Genomic DNA, 16,701 nt, shown 5'->3' with positions numbered 1-16,701 from the left:
CAGCGACCCGGGGCGGTCAGGCATGCCCGGACGGCGCCGGCGGGCCCGTTTCCCCACGGCTCCGGGCCCGTTGGGCCGGGACCCCGCCCGCGTGTCCCCGCGGACCCGCGCCCGAAACCCGTGGCGACGAGTTTTGTCAGAAGCGTTGACGAATGGAAAACCCCGCTTTACGTTCGTCGCCGTCGTACTTCGTACGTCATATATGAGACGCGATACGCGAGATATGAGACCCGTATGGCCTTCGCCCCCAGCCCTGTCCCCTCCCGCACCCAGTACGTGCTGGAGGAGGTCAAGCACGCCATCCTCACCGGCCAGCTGCCGCCCGGCCGCGCCCTGGTGGAGGCCGAACTGGCGGCGCGCTTCGGGGTGTCGAAGACGCCCGTGCGGGAAGCGCTCAAGACCCTCGCCGGCACCGGCCTCGTCGTCATGAGCCAGTACAAGGGCGCCACGGTCCGCACCGTCGACGCCGCCATGGCGCGCGAGGTCTACGACGTACGGCTGCTGCTGGAGCCCGAGGCGCTGCGCCGCACCATCGCCCGCCGCGCGTCGCTGGAGGTCGCCGGGCAGGCGCTCGTCCGGGCGGACGGCGCGACCGACCAGGCCGAACGCTCCCTCGCCAACCGCGAGTTCCACCGCGCGCTGTACCTGCCCTGCGGCAACCCGCTGCTGGCGCGGATGCTCGACGAGGTCCGCGACCAGGCCGCCCTCGTGTCCACCGTCGCCTGGAGCGCCGACCCGTCGTGGCAGCGCGAGGCCGACGAGCACCGCGAGATCCTCCGCCTCGCCCTGGCCGGCGACGCCGAGGGGGCCGCCGGCGCCCTGCGCGAGCACATCGCCCGGTTCCTCCGGCGGGCCTTCCCCGGCGACCCGGGCATCGAGGTGCCGGGCATGGAGGTGCCGGGCGTCGAGGTGCCGCACCACCCGTAGGACCACCCCAAGGCACGGCCCGGGCGCCGCCAGGCGAAGGACCCGCACCGAGAACCGCGGTGAACCCGGCTCCCCCGTGCACCCGTGACAGTCAGAGAAAGGCCGGTACGCATGGACCACTCATCGCTGAGGGCGGCGCTCGCAGACGTCGTCGCGATCCCCGTGACCCCGTTCGACGCCGACGGCGGTGTCGACCGGGACACGTATCGCGCCCTGCTGCGCAGGCTGCTCGACAGCGGCGTACGGGCCGTGACCCCCAACGGCAACACCGGTGAGTTCTACACGCTCACGCCCGACGAACGCCGCCTGGTCACGGAGCTCACCGTGGCGGAGGCCGGTGACCGCGCCGCCGTCCTCGTCGGCGTCGGTCACGACGTGCCGACCGCCACGGACGCCGCCCGCCACGCCCGCGACGCCGGCGCCGGCATGGTCATGGTCCACCAGCCGGTCCACCCGTACGTCTCCCGCGACGGCTGGGTCGACTACCACCGCGAGATCGCCGACGCCGTGCCCGAACTCGGCGTCGTCCCCTACGTCCGCAACCCGCTCCTCGACGGCGCGACCATCGCCCGCCTCGGCGAGCTGTGCCCCAACGTCATCGGCGTCAAGTACGCCGTCCCCGACGCGGCCCGCTTCGCCGCCGTCGCCCGCGACGCGGGCCTCGACCGGTTCGTGTGGATCGCCGGCCTCGCGGAGCTGTACGCCCCCTCGTACTGGGCCATGGGCGCCACCGGCTTCACCTCCGGGCTGGTCAACGTCTCCCCGGCCGTCTCCCTCACGATGCTCAGGGCGCTGCGCGGCGGCGACTACCCGGCCGCCCTGGAGGTGTGGGAGCAGATCCGCCGCTTCGAGGACCTGCGCGCGGCCGACCAGGCGGCGAACAACGTCACCGTCGTCAAGGAGGCCCTGGCCGCCCTCGGCCTGTGCCGCCGCGACGTGCGCCCGCCCAGCCGGCTGCTGCCCGAGCCGCGCCGCGCCGAAATCGCCGAGATGGTCAAGGAATGGGACGTATGAGCACCGACGGAACCCCGCCCGGGAACGGCGGCCCCGCCGCAGGGCAGGGCCGGACCCTCCGCAGCCACCAGTGGTACGGCACGGACGGACTGCGCTCGTTCAGCCACCGCGCCCGCACCCGGCAGCTCGGCTACCTCCCCGAGGAGCACCTGGGCAAGCCGGTCATCGCGATCCTCAACACCTGGTCCGACATCAACCCCTGCCACGTCCACCTCCGCGACCGCGCGCAGGCCGTGAAGCGCGGGGTGTGGCAGGCAGGCGGATTCCCGCTGGAGTTCCCGGTCTCCACGCTGTCGGAGACCTTCCAGAAGCCCACCCCGATGCTCTACCGCAACATGCTCGCGATGGAGACGGAGGAGCTGCTGCGGTCCTACCCCGTGGACGGCGCCGTGCTGCTGGGCGGCTGCGACAAGTCCACGCCCGCGCTGCTCATGGGCGCCGCCACGGTGGACCTGCCGACCGTGTTCGTCCCGGCCGGGCCGATGCTGCCGGGCCACTGGCGCAACGAGGTCCTCGGCTCCGGCACGGACATGTGGAAGTACTGGGACGACAAGCGGGCCGGGCTCATCGGCGACTGCGAGATGGCCGAACTGGAGAGCGGGCTCGCCCGGTCGCCGGGCCACTGCATGACCATGGGCACCGCCTCCACTCTGACGGCCGCCGCCGAGGCGCTCGGCGTCACCCTGCCCGGCGCGTCCTCCATCCCGGCCGTCGACTCGGGGCACGACCGGATGGCCGCCGCCGCCGGCCTGCGGATCGTCGAGCTCGTACGGCAGGACCTGCGGCTGTCGCGCATCCTCACCCGCGAGGCGTACGAGGACGCCGTCACGACCGTCCTCGGCCTGGGCGGCTCCACCAACGCGGTCATCCACCTGATCGCCATGGCGGGCCGCTCCGGGGTCCGGCTCACCCTGGACGACTTCGACCGGATCGCCCGCACGGTGCCGGTCCTGGCGAACCTCCGCCCCGGAGGGCAGTACCTCATGGAGGACTTCCACTTCGCCGGCGGACTGCCCGGGTTCCTCGCCCAGTTGACGGACCTGCTGCACCTGGACCGGCCGACCGTCGCCCACGCCACCCTGCGCGAGCAGCTCGCCGGCGCCCTGGTCCACAACACCGAGGTCATCCGCACCCGCGAGAAGCCGCTGGCCGACGAGGGCGGACTCGCCGTCCTGCGCGGCAACCTCTGCCCGGACGGCGCCGTCATCAAGCACATCGCCGCCGAGCAGCACCTGCTCCGGCACACCGGCCCCGCGGTCGTCTTCGACGACTACCGCACGATGCAGCGGACCATCAACGACCCGGCCCTCGGCATCACCCCCGACCACGTCCTGGTCCTGCGCAACGCGGGCCCCAAGGGCGGCCCGGGCATGCCGGAGTACGGGATGCTGCCCATCCCCGACTACCTGCTCAAGCAGGGCGTGAGGGACATGGTGCGGATCTCCGACGCCCGGATGAGCGGCACCAGCTACGGCATGTGCGTGCTGCACGTCGCGCCCGAGTCGTACGTCGGCGGGCCGCTCGCCCTCGTGCGGACCGGCGACCTCATCACGCTCGACGTCGAGGCCCGCTCGCTCCACCTCCACGTGAGCGACGAGGAGCTGGCGGAGCGCCGGGCGGCGTGGACACCGCCGCCCAACCCGTACGAGCGCGGCTACGGCGCGCTGTACCAGGAGCAGATCACCCAGGCCGACACCGGCTGCGACTTCGAGTTCCTGGCCAGGCCGGGGAACGTACCGGAGCCGTACGCGGGCTGAGCCCCGGCCGGGGGCACCACCGGCCCTCATGTCCGGAATCTCGAACGTGATCCGGAAAGCGCTTCACGCGCGACCCGCACGACCGCACCGCACCGCAATGCACCGCACGATGAACGGAGACATGTCATGGCCCAAGCCGCAGCCGTGGCGAAACAACCCAGGGCCGGTCGGCGCCGCACGGGAGCCGAGCCACGTCGCCTGCCGTATCTGCTGATCGCGCCCGCCGGTCTGCTGATGCTCGGCTTCATCGCCTACCCCGTGCTCAGCGTCTTCTACTACAGCCTCCAGCACTACAACGTCACCAAGCCGTGGAAGAACGGCTACGCGGGCTTCGAGAACTTCACCCGCATCTTCACCGAGGACCCCCTCTTCTGGTCCACGCTCGGCTTCAGCGCCAAGTGGGTCGTCGTCGAGGTCACCCTCCAGCTCGCCCTCGGACTCGTCCTCGCCCTGCTGGTCAACCAGACCTTCGTCGGCCGCGGCATCGCCCGCGCCCTGGTCTTCTCGCCCTGGGCCGTCTCCGGCGTGCTCACCACGACCATCTGGATGCTGCTCTACAACCCGTCCACGGGCATGAGCCGCTACCTCGCGGACATCGGCATCGGCACGTACGGCACGTCCGTCCTCTCCGACACCGGCACCGTCTTCTGGGCGGCCGTCCTCGCCGAACTCTGGCGCGGCGTCCCCTTCTTCGCCATCCTCATCCTCGCCGACCTCCAGTCCATCCCGAAGGACCTCTACGAGGCGGCGTCGGTCGACGGCGCGAGCCGGATGCGGCAGTTCTTCCACATCACGCTGCCGCACCTCAAGGACGCCATCATCCTCTCCACGCTGCTGCGCGCCGTGTGGGAGTTCAACAACGTCGACCTGCTCTACACCCTCACCGGCGGTGGCCCGGCCGGCGTCACCACCACCCTGCCCCTCATGATCGCGAACACCGGCATCGAAGGCCACGACTTCGGCTACGCCTCGGCGCTGACCACCGTCGCGTTCGTGATCCTCCTCTTCTGCTCGATCCTCTATCTGCGCCTGAGCAAGTTCGGAGGCGACCGCTGATGACCGCAGCACTCGCGGAGAAGGGCACCCACGCGCGCGTGCCCGCCCACGACAACCCGGCGCCTCCCGCCGCCCCGCGCCGCCGGAAGCGCGAACGAGCCTTCGACGACGTGCCGCGCTGGCAGATATACGTGCCGCTCGCGCTGTACCTGCTGTTCACGCTCGTCCCGTTCTACTGGATGCTGCTGTTCGCCGTACGGCCCGCCGGCTCCACCTCGCTCGTGCCCTGGCCCATCACCTTCGAGCACTTCGAGAAGGTCTGGAACGAGCGCAGCTTCGGGGTCTTCTTCCAGAACAGCATGCTCGTCGGCGTCGCCACGCTGATCGCCACCACCCTCGTCGCGCTCGCCGGCGGCTACGCGCTCGCCCGGTTCGACTTCCGCATCAAGAACGGCTTCATGCTGGCGCTGCTGTGCTCCCAGTTCATCCCGGGCGCGCTCATGCTGGTCCCGCTGTTCGAGATCTTCCGCAACCTGCAGATGATCAACTCGCTGGGCAGCGTCGTCATCGCCGAGACGGTCTTCCAGCTCCCCCTGTCGATCATCCTCATCAGCGGCTTCATCAAGAACGTCCCCGTCTCCCTGGAGGAGGCCGCCTGGGTCGACGGCTGCTCCCGCTTCCGCGCCTTCCGCGCGGTCGTCCTGCCGCTGCTGCGCCCCGGCCTCATCGCCGTCGGCTCCTTCGCCTTCGTGCACAGCTGGAACCACTTCCTGTTCGCCCTGATGTTCCTCAGCGAGCAGGACAAGCAGACGATCCCCGTCGGCCTCAACACCCTGATCGGCGCCGACAGCGTCGACCTGGGCGCCCTCGCCGCGGGCGGCGTCATCGCCGCCGTGCCCGTCGTGATCGTCTTCGCGTTCATCCAGAAGTGGCTCATCACCGGTTTCAGCGCCGGCGCGGTGAAGGGCTGACGCCGGATGAACCACGGACCGCTGCCCCTCCCCGTCGTCCTCGCCGGCGCCCGCGGCCACGGCCGCTGGCACCTGCACAACATCCGGCGCCTCGCCGGGGCCGGGCTCGTGCGGCTCGCCGGGGTGTGCGAACTGCGCCCGCTCGACGCCGAGGAGCTCGACGGGTTCGGCACCCCCGCGCAGTCCGACGACTTCGGCGCCCTCCTCGACACGACCGGCGCCCGGATCGCCGTCGTCTGCACGCCCATCGACACCCACACCGACCTCGCGCTCACCGCGGCGCGGCGCGGCGTCCACCTCCTCCTGGAGAAGCCGCCCGCCCCGTCCTTCGCGGAGTTCCGGCGCATGGCCGACGGGGTGCGCCTGGCGGGCACCGCCTGCCAGATCGGCTTCCAGTCGCTCGGCTCGCACGCCCTGCCCGCCATCGCCGAACTCGTCGCGCAGGGCGCCATCGGCGAGGTCACCGGCATCGGCGCCGCGGGGGCGTGGGCCCGCGACGAGGCGTACTTCCGGCGCTCCCCGTGGGCCGGGAAGCGCCGCCTGGGCGGCACCGACGTGGTCGACGGGGTGCTCACCAATCCGCTCGCCCACGCCGTCGCCACCGCCCTGGCGCTCGACGGCAGCCCGTACGCCGAGGACGTCGCCGACATCGAACTGGAGCTGGCCCGCGCCAACGACATCGAGGCCGACGACACCTCCTGCCTGCGCGTCACCACCGCGCGCGGCACCCGCGTCACCACCGCCGTCACCCTCTGCGCCGAGGAGCCCGGCGAGCCGTACGTCCTCGTCCACGGCCGGCACGGCCGCATCACCTTCTGGTACAAGCAGGACCGCGTCCTGGTGCAGCGCGCCGGACACGGCCCCGTCGAGACGGTGCACGGCCGGACCGACCTCCTGGAGAACCTGGTCCGCCACGTCGTCGACGGCGACGAGCTCCTCGTACCGCCCGACCGGACCGGCGCGTTCATGCGCGTCGTCGAAGCCGTCCGCACCGCCCCCGAGCCCCGCGCCCTGCCCGCCGCGGACTGGTACGTGGACGAGACGGTCGACGGGGTCCGGCGGCGGGTCGTGAAGGGCGTCGACGGCCTCGTCCACGCGAGCGCGGACACCCTCTCCCTCTTCTCCGAGCTGGAGGCGAAAGCCCCATGACGCACTCGCTGGTCCTGCGCTGCGCGGGACGGGCCGTCGGCCACTACGTCCACCCGGACGACCTGCCCGCCCGGCTCTCGCCCCGGCCCTACCTCCACCCCGTCACCACCCTCCACGGCACGCCGGTCACCGAGGAGCGGCCGGCCGACCACCTCCACCACCTCGGGGTGTCGGTCGCCGTCCCCGACGTGGCGGGGCGCAACTTCTGGGGCGGTCGCACCTTCGTCCGCGACCAGGGCCCCACCGAGCTGGACAACCACGGCGAGCAGCGCCACGACGGCTGGAAGCTGCGCGATCCGGACGGCTTCGTGGAGGACCTCGTCTGGTTCTCCGGCGGTACGGACCTCCTGCGGGAGCGCCGCACCGTCGCCGCCACCGCGCTCACGCCCGACGCCTGGGCGCTGGACTTCACCTTCTCGCTCACCAACCCCGGCGACGAGGACCTGTCCATCGGCTCCCCGGCCACCAACGGCCGCCCCGGCGCCGGCTACGGCGGCTTCTTCTGGCGCGCCCCCAAGGAGCCCGCCGGCGCCGCGGCCCCCGACGTGTTCACCGCCGACGCCGAGGGCGAGGAGGCCGTCCACGGCCGCACCGCCGACTGGCTGGCGCTGCGCGGGGCGGACTGGACGCTCGTCTTCGCCGGAGCCACCGGGGACACCCGGCGGGACCCCTGGTTCGTCCGCACCGGGGAGTACCCCGGCGTCGGCTCGTCCCTCGCCTGGGACGCGCGCCTGCCCGTCCCGGCGGGCGGCACCGTCGTCCGCCGCCTCGTCACCGTCGTCGCCGACGGGCGCCTCGACCGGCCGGCGGCGGCCGGGCTCGTACGGAAGGCCCTGTCATGACGCTCGTCCACCGCGCCGACCTCGGCGACGGCACCTACCGCAACCCGGTCCTCGCCGCCGACTGGTCCGACCCCGACGTCGTCGCGGTCGGCGAGGACTTCTACCTCACCGCGTCCAGCTTCGGCCGCGCCCCCGGCCTGCCGCTGCTGCACTCCCGCGACCTGGTCAACTGGTCCCTCGTCGGCCACGCCCTCGAACGCCTCGAACCCGCCGGGGACTTCGCCGCGCCCCGCCACGACAAGGGCGTGTGGGCACCGAGCCTGCGCCACGCCGACGGCCGGTTCTGGATCTTCTGGGGCGACCCCGACCACGGGATCTACCAGATCAACGCCGAGCACGTCCGGGGCCCGTGGACCGCACCGCACCTGCTGAAGGCCGGCAAGGGACTGATCGACGCCTGCCCGCTGTGGGACGACGAGACCGGCGAGGCGTACCTCGTGCACGCCTGGGCCAAGTCCCGGTCCGGGGTGAAGAACCGGCTCACCGGCCACCGGATGAGCCGCGACGGCCGCACCCTCCTCGACGAGGGCGAGGTCATCGTCGACGGTGACCGCATCCCCGGCTGGTTCACCCTCGAAGGCCCCAAGCTGTACCGGCACGGCGGCTGGTTCTGGATCTTCGCGCCCGCCGGGGGAGTGGAGACCGGCTGGCAGGGCGCCTTCCGGGCGCGGGACTTCTTCGGCCCGTACGAGGAGCGGATCGTCCTCGCCCAGGGCCGCACCGAGGTCAACGGCCCCCACCAGGGCGGCTGGGTGCGCACCCCGGCCGGCGAGGACTGGTTCCTGCACTTCCAGGCGCGCGGCGCGTACGGCAGGGTCGTCCACCTCCAGCCCATGGCGTGGGACGACGAGGGCTGGCCGGTCATGGGCGACCGGGGCGAGCCGGTCCTGCGGCACCGCAAGCCGGCCGCCCCCGAGCAGCCCGTCGAGGCGCCCGCCACCGACGACTCCTTCCCCGGCGGCCGGTTCGGGCGGCAGTGGCAGTGGACCGCCAACCCCCGCCCCGGCTGGACCGTCGAGCACGGCGGGGACGGGCTGCGCATGAGCTGCGTCCGCACCGGCGACGCGCACGACCTGCGGCTGCTGCCGCACGTCCTCACCCAGCGGCTGCCCGCCGAGACGTTCACCGCCGAGGTCGCCCTCGCCCTGGAGGGCACCGAGCCGGGCGCCCGGGCCGGGCTCGCCGTCCTGGGCGACGCGTTCTCCTGGATCGGCCTGGAGCGCGGCGGCGACGGGGCCGTCCGCCTCGTGCACCGGTTCGCCGAGCCCGTGGCGGAGGCCGAACGGGACGCCGCGCCGCCGCGGCCGGCGCCGGAGGGGCGCGTACGGCTGCGGGTCGAGGTGTCGGCCGGGGCGCGCTGCCGGTTCCAGGCGGACACCGGGGACGGCTGGCGGCCGTCCGGGCCGGTCTTCGCCGCCACGCCGTGGCGCTGGGTCGGCGCGCTGCTCGGCCTGTTCGCGGCCGCGCCCCCGGGACAGGGCGACGCCGGGACCGCCGCGTTCACCGACTTCCGGGTCGTCTGACGCTGCGCGGCGCCGCCCGCGCAGGAACCCTTCACCACCAGCCTGTTGGGAGCCGCAATGACGCACTTCCGTAGCAAGCGCTTGCCGCAGTCGGGGACCGGCCCCGCCAGGGCCCTGGCCGCCGGCGCGCTGGCCGCCGCCCTCGGCCTGGGGACGCTCACCCCGGCCGCGGCGGCCCCCGCGCCGGCCCCGCCCGCCGGGGCCGGCGACCGGCCCGCCGCGGGCCCCGCCACGCGGTCGCCGCACGCCGAGGAGCCGCACGGCTTCGCGTCGCTCGCGGGCGGCACCACCGGCGGCCGCGGCGGCAAGGTGGTCACCGTCCGCACCCAGGCCGACCTCGCCCGGTACGCCGGGGCCGCCGAGCCCTACGTCATCCGCGTCGCGGGCGCGATCGACGTCGCCCCGTTCGGCACCGCCATCGACGTGGCCTCCGACAAGACGATCATCGGGGTCGGCACCAGCGGCGAGATCGTCCACGGCGAGCTGCGGCTGAACCCCGGCACCCGCAACGTCATCATCCGCAACCTCACCATCCGCGACTCGTTCGTGGAGGGCGACTGGGACGGCAAGACCAACGACTTCGACGGCATCCAGATGGACTCCGTCTCCCACGTCTGGATCGACCACAACCGCTTCAGCCGCCTCGGCGACGGCATGCTCGACATCCGCAAGGACAGCACGTACGTCACCGTCTCGTACAACCGCTTCGAGGACCACAACAAGGCGCTCGGGATCGGCTGGACGAGCAACGTCGCCACGCAGGTGACCATCGACCACAACTGGTTCAAGGGCACCAAACAGCGCAACCCGTCCGCCGACAACTGCGCCTACGCCCACTTGTACAACAACTACCTCTCGGCGCAGGTCGACGACGGCGACCCCGTGTGGACCTACGGCAACTGGGCGCGCGGACGCACCCGCATGGTCATCGAGAACAGCTACTACGACGGCGTCCAGCACCCCTACCAGGCCGACGCCACCGCCGAGCTGGTGCAGCGCGGCTCGGTCCTGCGCGGCACCACGGGCCGCACCGACAGCTGGGGCACCGCCTTCGACCCGCGGGACCACTACGCCTACCGGCTCGACCCGGCGGCGGCCGTGCCCGCCCTCGTGAGCCGCTTCTCCGGGCCGCAGCGCACCCTCGGCACGGACACCGTCCTCGACGTGCCCGCCGCCTACCCGACCGTGCAGTCCGCCGTGGACGCCGTGCCCTCCGGCAACGACGGGCGCGTCACGCTCCGCATCGCGCCCGGGACGTACCGTGAGAAAGTACGTATTTCAGCCGACAAGCCGAAAATCTCTCTTCAGGGGACTGGACAGAACCGGTCGGACACCGTGATCGTGTACGACACCCCGGCCGCACACGGAGGATCCACGGGCAGCGCCACCGTCCTGATCGCCGCCTCCGACGTCTCGGCCCGCAACCTGACCTTCGTCAACGACTTCGACGAGGCGGCGGTGGAGCTGAACGGGGAGCAGGCCCTGGCGATGAAGACGACCGGCGACCGGATCGTCTTCGAAGACACGGCCTTCAAGGGCAACCAGGACACCCTGATGACCGACAGCCCCAAGCTGGACGTCGTCAGCCGGGTCTACATCCGCGACTCGTACCTCGAGGGGGATGTGGACTTCCTCTACGGACGGGCCACCACCGTCGTGGAGAACTCGCTCATCAGGGCGCTCAGCCGCGGCTCCGCCACCAACAACGGCTACATCACCGCGGCGAGCACCTGGAAGGGCAACCCGTACGGCTTCCTGATCACCCGGTCCCGGATCGTCAGCGACGCCCCCGCGGGCACCTTCCACCTCGGACGCCCCTGGCACCCCGGCGGCAACCCGGACGCCGTCGGCCAGGTCCTGATCAGGGAGACGGAGCTGCCGGCCGCGATCAAGGCGGCGCCGTGGACGGACATGAGCGGCTTCTCCTGGCGGGACGCCCGCTTCGCGGAGTACCGCACGTACGGACCGGGGGCGGCCGTCTCCCCGGACCGCCCGCGGATGAGCGACGCGGAGGCCGCGGCCCACGAGGTCGCCGACTACCTCGCGGGCCGGGACGGCTGGGCGCCCCACCTGTCGTGACCCCCCACACGACCGGAGGGACCCCGCACGACCGGAAAGACCTCGCACCACCCGCACTACTCGCACCACCGCACCACCGAAGGGCACCCGACCCTCCCCGCACGACCCGCACTCGAAAGAGAGAAGCCGACATGACCATCTCGAGAAGCCTCAGAGGACGCACGGCCTCGGCCGTCGCCCTGACCGTCACGCTCGCGCTCACCACCACCGCCTGCGGTGACGACGGCACCGGCAGCAGCGGGACCGAGGGCTCGGGCAAGGGCACCATCACCTTCTGGGACAACAACGGCGGTGTGCGGACCGCCGTCTGGCAGGAGATCATCAAGGACTTCGAGTCCAAGAACCCCGACATCAAGGTCAAGTACGTCCCGATCCCGAGCGAGGACGTCCAGTCCAAGTACGACACGGCCATCGCGGGCGGCGGCCTGCCCGACGTCGGCGGCGTGGGCGCGGCCTACCTGGCCAACATGGTCGCCCAGAACGCCCTCGACCCGGTCGGCGACCGCATCAAGGAGTCGTCCCTCAACGGCAAGCTCGTCCCCAACATGGTCGAGTCCGTGAAGTCGGCCGGCGGGCGCGGCGACGAGATGTACTCGGTCCCGACCTCCGCGAGCAACGGCGTCCTGTACTACCGGACCGACCTGTTCAAGGCGGCCGGCCTCCAGGCGCCCACCACCTGGGACGCGTTCTACACGGCGGCCCAGAAGCTGACCGACGCCAAGAAGAACAAGTTCGGCTACACGATCCGCGGCGGCTCCGGCTCCATCGCCCAGGCCCTGGACTCGATGTACGGCCAGTCCGGCATCACCGAGTTCTGGAAGGGCGACAAGACCACCGTCAACGACCCGAAGAACGTCGCGGCGCTGGAGAAGTACGTCGGCCTGTACAAGAAGACGACGCCCGAGGCCGACGTCAACAACGACTTCAAGAAGATGAACGCCCAGTTCGACTCGGGCTCCATCGCCATGATGAACCACAACCTGGGCTCGTACACGGACCACGTGAAGGCCCTCGGCACGGACAAGTTCGCCGGCATCCCGAACCCGACCGGCCCGGGCGGCGTCCGCGTCCAGGTGTCCAACCCGGTCGACGGCCTCGGCCTCTTCCGCACCAGCAAGAACAAGGCCGCGGCCTGGAAGTTCATCGAGTTCGCCGTCTCCCACGAGTCGAACAGCAAGTGGAACGAGTCGGCCGGCGCCATCCCGTCCAACACGGAGGCCGCGGGCGACGCGTGGCTGGACAAGGCCCAGGCCACCAAGCTCGGCGCGCAGGCCCTCTCCGACGGCTCCACCAAGATCGTCCAGCTGCCGTACTACCTGCCCGACTGGAACAAGATCAGCAAGTCGGAGAACGAGCCGAACTTCCAGAAGGTCCTGCTCGGCGCGATGACCGCCAAGGACTTCCTGGACACCCTCGCCAAGCAGCTCAACGAGGCCCAGGCCGAGTGGAACGAGCAGCTCAAGAAGAGCTAGCCCGTCCCTCCCAGAACCGGCCGGCGGCGGTCCGGGTCGCGCCCCGCCGCCGGCCGTACTCCTCCTCATCCGGTACGAGAGCGAGGCACGACGACGTGTCCCTGAGCCGTAGGCAGACCGTGGCGGCACTCGCCGCCTTCCCCGTGGCGGGCGCGGTCGCCGCCCGCCCGGCCGCCGCCGCCGAGCAGGCCGCGGCCCCCGCCCCCCGGACCCTCTTCATCGCGGGCGACTCGACGGCGGCGCAGAAGTACGCCCCCGCCGCGCCGGAGACCGGCTGGGGCATGGCCCTGCCGTTCTTCCTCACCCCGCACCTGAGCGTCTCCAACCACGCGGTCAACGGCCGCAGTTCCAAGAGCTTCGTCGACGAGGGCCGACTCGACCCGATCCTGGCGGCCATCCGCCCGGGCGACCTCCTCCTCGTCCAGTTCGGGCACAACGACCAGAAGTCCGAGGACCCGGCCCGCTACACCGAGCCCTGGACCACCTACCGGGAGCACCTCCTCCGCTACGTCACCGGGGCGCGCCGCCGCGGCGCCCGGCCGGTGCTGCTCACCTCCGTGGAGCGGCGCAGGTTCGACGCGGCGGGCCGGGCCGTCACCTCCCACGGGGAGTACCCGGCCGCCGTGCGCGCCCTCGCCGCCGAGCACGACGTGCCCCTCGTCGACGTCCAGGCCGCGTCGCTCGCCGAGTGGCAGCGGCTGGGTCCCGAGGGCTCCAAGGCGTACTTCAACTGGCTGGCGCCCGACGAGTCGCCCAACTACCCGGACGGGCGGCAGGACAACACCCACTTCCGGCCCCTCGGGGCGATCGAGGTCGCCCGCATGGTGGCCCGGGGCCTGCTCGCCGAGCGGGTGCTCCGGCCCCGGGACGTGCGCCGCGTCGAGGACGAGGTGCCGGCCGACCGGATCACCTGGCCCCCCGCCTGACCACCCCCCTCCCTTCCCCCTCAGGAGCCGCAATGCGCACCCTCAGATGTCATGCTCGGGTCATGGGAACGGCCGCGTCGCTGGCCGGTTGCACCGCGCTGGTGCTGTCCCTCACGGCCCCCCCGGCCGCCGCCGGGACCGGCGGCCGGGACCTCGGCCGCCACGCGCTGCCCGCCGGTGACGGCTGGGCCTCCGCCGACGGCGGCACCACCGGCGGCGCCGCCGCCGACGCGGCCCACGTGTACACCGTCACCACCTGGGCCGAGTTCCGGTCCGCGCTCGCCGCCGGCGGCGACGCACCGAAGATCATCCGCGTGGTCGGCACGCTCAACGCCACCGAGGGCGGCTGCGAGACCTTCGAGGCGCCCGGCTACGACTTCGACCAGTACCTCGCCGACTACGACCCGGCCGTCTGGGGCTACGAGAAGGAGGTCAGCGGCCCCCAGGAGGACCTCCGCGCCGCCTCCGCCAAGAACCAGGACCGGGCCATCAAGGCGTTCGTCCCGTCCAACACGACCATCGTCGGCGTCGGCCGCGGCGCCGGGATCACCGGCGGCAGCCTCCAGATCAAGGACGCCGACAACGTCATCGTCCGCAACCTCACCCTGGAGAGCCCCCTCGACTGCTTCCCGCAGTGGGACCCCACGGACGGGGCGACGGGCGCCTGGAACTCCGAGTACGACTCGATGGTCGTGTACGGCTCCACCCACGTGTGGATCGACCACAACACGTTCACCGACGGCCGCTACCCGGACAGCTCCCTGCCCCGCTACTTCGGCGAGCTGTACCAGCAGCACGACGGCGAGCTGGACGTCGTGCGCGGCGCGGACCTGGTGACGGCGTCCTGGAACGTGTTCGCCGACCACGACAAGACCCTGATGATCGGCAACAGCGACAGCGCGGGCGCCACCGACCGCGGCAAGCTGCGCGTCACCCTCCACCACAACGTCTTCAAGAACGTCGTCGAGCGCGCGCCGCGCGTCCGCTTCGGCAAGGTCGACGCCTACAACAACCACTACGTGGTGCCGAAGGACGGGTACGCGTACAGCTTCGGCATCGGCGCCGAGTCGCAGCTGGTGGCGGAGAAGAACTCCTTCCGGCTGCCCGAGGGCGTACCGGCCGGGAAGATCCTCAAGAAGTGGAAGGAGGCCCCGGTCACGGTCGGGGACAACTACGTCAACGGGCGCCCGGTGGACCTCCTGGCGGTCCACAACGCGGAGGTCCCCGGCGAGGTCCTCCAGTCCGGCGCGGGCTGGACGCCCACGCTGCGGACCCGCGTCGACCACCCGCGCGTGCTGCCGTGGATCCTCGCCCACCGCGCCGGCGCGGGACGCCTCCGCTGACCGGTCCCCGAGGCTGAGCCGGTCTCCGAGGCCGACCGGCCATCGAGGCTGAGCCGACCCGAGGCTGAACCGGCCCCGGGGTCGACCGGCCACCGAGGCTGAGCCGGCCCCAGAGGCTGAACCGGCCCTCGGGGCTGAACCGGCCCCGGGGTCGACCAGCCATCGAGGCCGAACCGGCCCCCGAACAGGGCGGGAGCGCCCGCACAGCGTCCCGGACCGGGGCGTCGACGCTCCCGCCCCACCCCGCGCGCCGCCCCGGGCCCCCGGCGCCCGGGCCCGGCCCCGCACCGCCCCGCCCCGCCGCGCGTCCCGGTCCGCCCCGGCCGGACGCGCGGCGCGGCGGCCCCCGGTCGACCGGCCCTCACCACCCGGTCCTCACCGCAAGGAGCAGCCACATGCCGTCAACGCCCAGCCGCAGGAGCCTCCTGCGGGCCGGAGCCCTGGGTCTCGGGGTCCTCCTCGGGGCCGCCGCCCCCGGGACCGCCCTGGCCACCGGGAACCCCTCGCCCTTCGGCCCCTACGGCGGTCCCCGCCGCCGCCTCACCCCGCGCACGCTGTACGTCGACCCCGCGGGCCGCGGCGACCACACGACCGTCCAGGCGGCCGTCACCGCCGCCGGGCCCGGCCACACCCTGGTCCTCGCCCCCGCCACGTACCGCGAGACCGTCGTCGTCCCCGCCACCCACACCGGCCTGACCCTCCTCGGCGCGAGCGGCGACCCCCGCGACACGGTCATCGTGTACGGCAACGCCGCCGGCACCCCCAAGCCCGACGGCTCGGGCACGTACGGCACCTCCGGCTCCGCCACCACCAGCGTCCTCGCGGACGGCTTCACCGCGTACCGGGTCACCTTCGCCAACGACTTCCTGCGCGCCGACCACCCGGGGATCACCGCCACGCAGGCCGTCGCCCTCAAGGCCACGGGCGACCGGTCGGCGTTCCTCCACTGCCGGTTCCTCGGCCACCAGGACACCCTGTACGCCGACTCGTCCGCCCTGTCCGCCTTCGCGCGGCAGTACTTCGCGCACTGCTACGCCGAGGGCGACGTCGACTTCGTCTTCGGGCGCGCCACCGCCGTGTTCGAGCACTGCCGGTTCCACACCCTCGCCCGGGACGTCGACTTCACGCCCAAGGGCATGGTCTTCGCGCCGTCCACGGCCGTCGCCAACCCGTACGGCTACCTCGCCGTGCGGTGCCGGATCACCAGCGGCGCGGAGGACGGCGCGTACAAGCTGGCCCGGCCGTGGGTGCCGAGCTCCGACCCGACCGCCCGGCCCTCGCTGGTGGTCCGCGACAGCTGGCTGGGCCCGGGCATCGACGCGGCCGCGCCGTACACGAACATGCGCGACCAGTACCCCTGGCAGGCGCAGCGGTTCGCCGAGTACCGCAACTCCGGGCCCGGCGCGCGGATCCTGGACCCCGCCGAGCGGCCCCAGCTGACCCGGGCCGAGGCGGCGGCGGCCACCCGCGCGGCGTACCTGGGCGACTGGCGGCCGTGGGCCGCGCGGGGCGCCGCGGAACACCGCCTCCCGTAGACCCGCCGCGGGGCGGCCGTCCGCCGCGCATGACCGCACATGCCCCCCACCGGGCCGGCGGCCCCCCGCGGCGTCCCGACCACTGCTCGCGCGTCTGCGGGCACGCACCGGCCCTCCGCCGCGCGGTACGCGGCGGAGGGCCGCGTGCTTTGCGGCGGCGCGCGTCC

At 72.9% G+C, this 16,701-nt stretch carries 13 protein-coding genes; all 13 read left to right on the top strand.

The window, feature by feature from the left end; genetic code table 11:
- Positions 1-234 precede the first annotated feature (234 nt).
- Positions 235-927 (top strand): GntR family transcriptional regulator, encoded by a 693-nt coding sequence (locus AC07D6_RS21820; protein ID WP_315876391.1) that lies wholly within the window; start codon positions 235-237, stop codon positions 925-927.
- 111 nt (positions 928-1,038) lie between these two features.
- Complete coding sequence (locus AC07D6_RS21815; RefSeq protein WP_315876390.1) at positions 1,039-1,941, top strand: dihydrodipicolinate synthase family protein; 903 nt, start codon at positions 1,039-1,041, stop codon at positions 1,939-1,941.
- Positions 1,938-3,698 (top strand): L-arabinonate dehydratase, encoded by a 1,761-nt coding sequence (araD, locus tag AC07D6_RS21810; protein WP_315876389.1) that lies wholly within the window; start codon positions 1,938-1,940, stop codon positions 3,696-3,698. The genes AC07D6_RS21815 and araD overlap by 4 nt, the downstream gene beginning before the upstream one ends.
- A 126-nt stretch (positions 3,699-3,824) precedes the next feature.
- Positions 3,825-4,754 carry a carbohydrate ABC transporter permease gene (locus tag AC07D6_RS21805; protein WP_315876388.1) on the top strand — a complete coding sequence of 310 codons (930 nt, stop codon included), beginning with the start codon at positions 3,825-3,827 and terminating at the stop codon, positions 4,752-4,754.
- A complete protein-coding gene (locus AC07D6_RS21800; protein ID WP_479046721.1) occupies positions 4,754-5,665 on the top strand; it encodes a carbohydrate ABC transporter permease in 912 nt (303 codons plus the stop codon). Before AC07D6_RS21805 ends, AC07D6_RS21800 begins: the two co-directional genes overlap by 1 nt.
- A gap of 6 nt (positions 5,666-5,671) precedes the next feature.
- A complete protein-coding gene (locus AC07D6_RS21795; protein WP_315876386.1) occupies positions 5,672-6,814 on the top strand; it encodes a Gfo/Idh/MocA family protein in 1,143 nt (380 codons plus the stop codon).
- The gene (locus AC07D6_RS21790) at positions 6,811-7,656 is read left to right on the top strand and encodes a DUF6807 domain-containing protein (RefSeq protein ID WP_479046719.1); all 846 of its coding nucleotides are present in this window, start codon (positions 6,811-6,813) and stop codon (positions 7,654-7,656) included. Before AC07D6_RS21795 ends, AC07D6_RS21790 begins: the two co-directional genes overlap by 4 nt.
- Positions 7,653-9,179: a glycoside hydrolase family 43 protein gene (locus AC07D6_RS21785; RefSeq protein WP_315876384.1), complete on the top strand. Its 1,527-nt coding sequence runs from the start codon at positions 7,653-7,655 to the stop codon at positions 9,177-9,179. The genes AC07D6_RS21790 and AC07D6_RS21785 overlap by 4 nt, the downstream gene beginning before the upstream one ends.
- A gap of 57 nt (positions 9,180-9,236) precedes the next feature.
- Positions 9,237-11,258 (top strand): pectinesterase family protein, encoded by a 2,022-nt coding sequence (locus tag AC07D6_RS21780; protein WP_479046716.1) that lies wholly within the window; start codon positions 9,237-9,239, stop codon positions 11,256-11,258.
- A gap of 131 nt (positions 11,259-11,389) precedes the next feature.
- Positions 11,390-12,730 (top strand): ABC transporter substrate-binding protein, encoded by a 1,341-nt coding sequence (locus AC07D6_RS21775; RefSeq protein WP_479046713.1) that lies wholly within the window; start codon positions 11,390-11,392, stop codon positions 12,728-12,730.
- 95 nt (positions 12,731-12,825) lie between these two features.
- Positions 12,826-13,656, top strand: coding sequence for a rhamnogalacturonan acetylesterase (locus tag AC07D6_RS21770; RefSeq protein WP_479046711.1), 831 nt, complete (start codon positions 12,826-12,828; stop codon positions 13,654-13,656).
- Positions 13,657-13,688: 32 nt separating this feature from the next.
- A complete protein-coding gene (locus tag AC07D6_RS21765) occupies positions 13,689-14,999 on the top strand; it encodes a pectate lyase family protein (protein WP_391652855.1) in 1,311 nt (436 codons plus the stop codon).
- Between the two features lie 395 nt (positions 15,000-15,394).
- Positions 15,395-16,534: a pectinesterase family protein gene (locus AC07D6_RS21760; protein WP_315876379.1), complete on the top strand. Its 1,140-nt coding sequence runs from the start codon at positions 15,395-15,397 to the stop codon at positions 16,532-16,534.
- Positions 16,535-16,701 lie beyond the last annotated feature (167 nt).

Source organism: Streptomyces sp. NPDC045287 (genome assembly GCF_056432325.1).
This window is presented reverse-complemented; position numbering and strand designations above follow the sequence as displayed.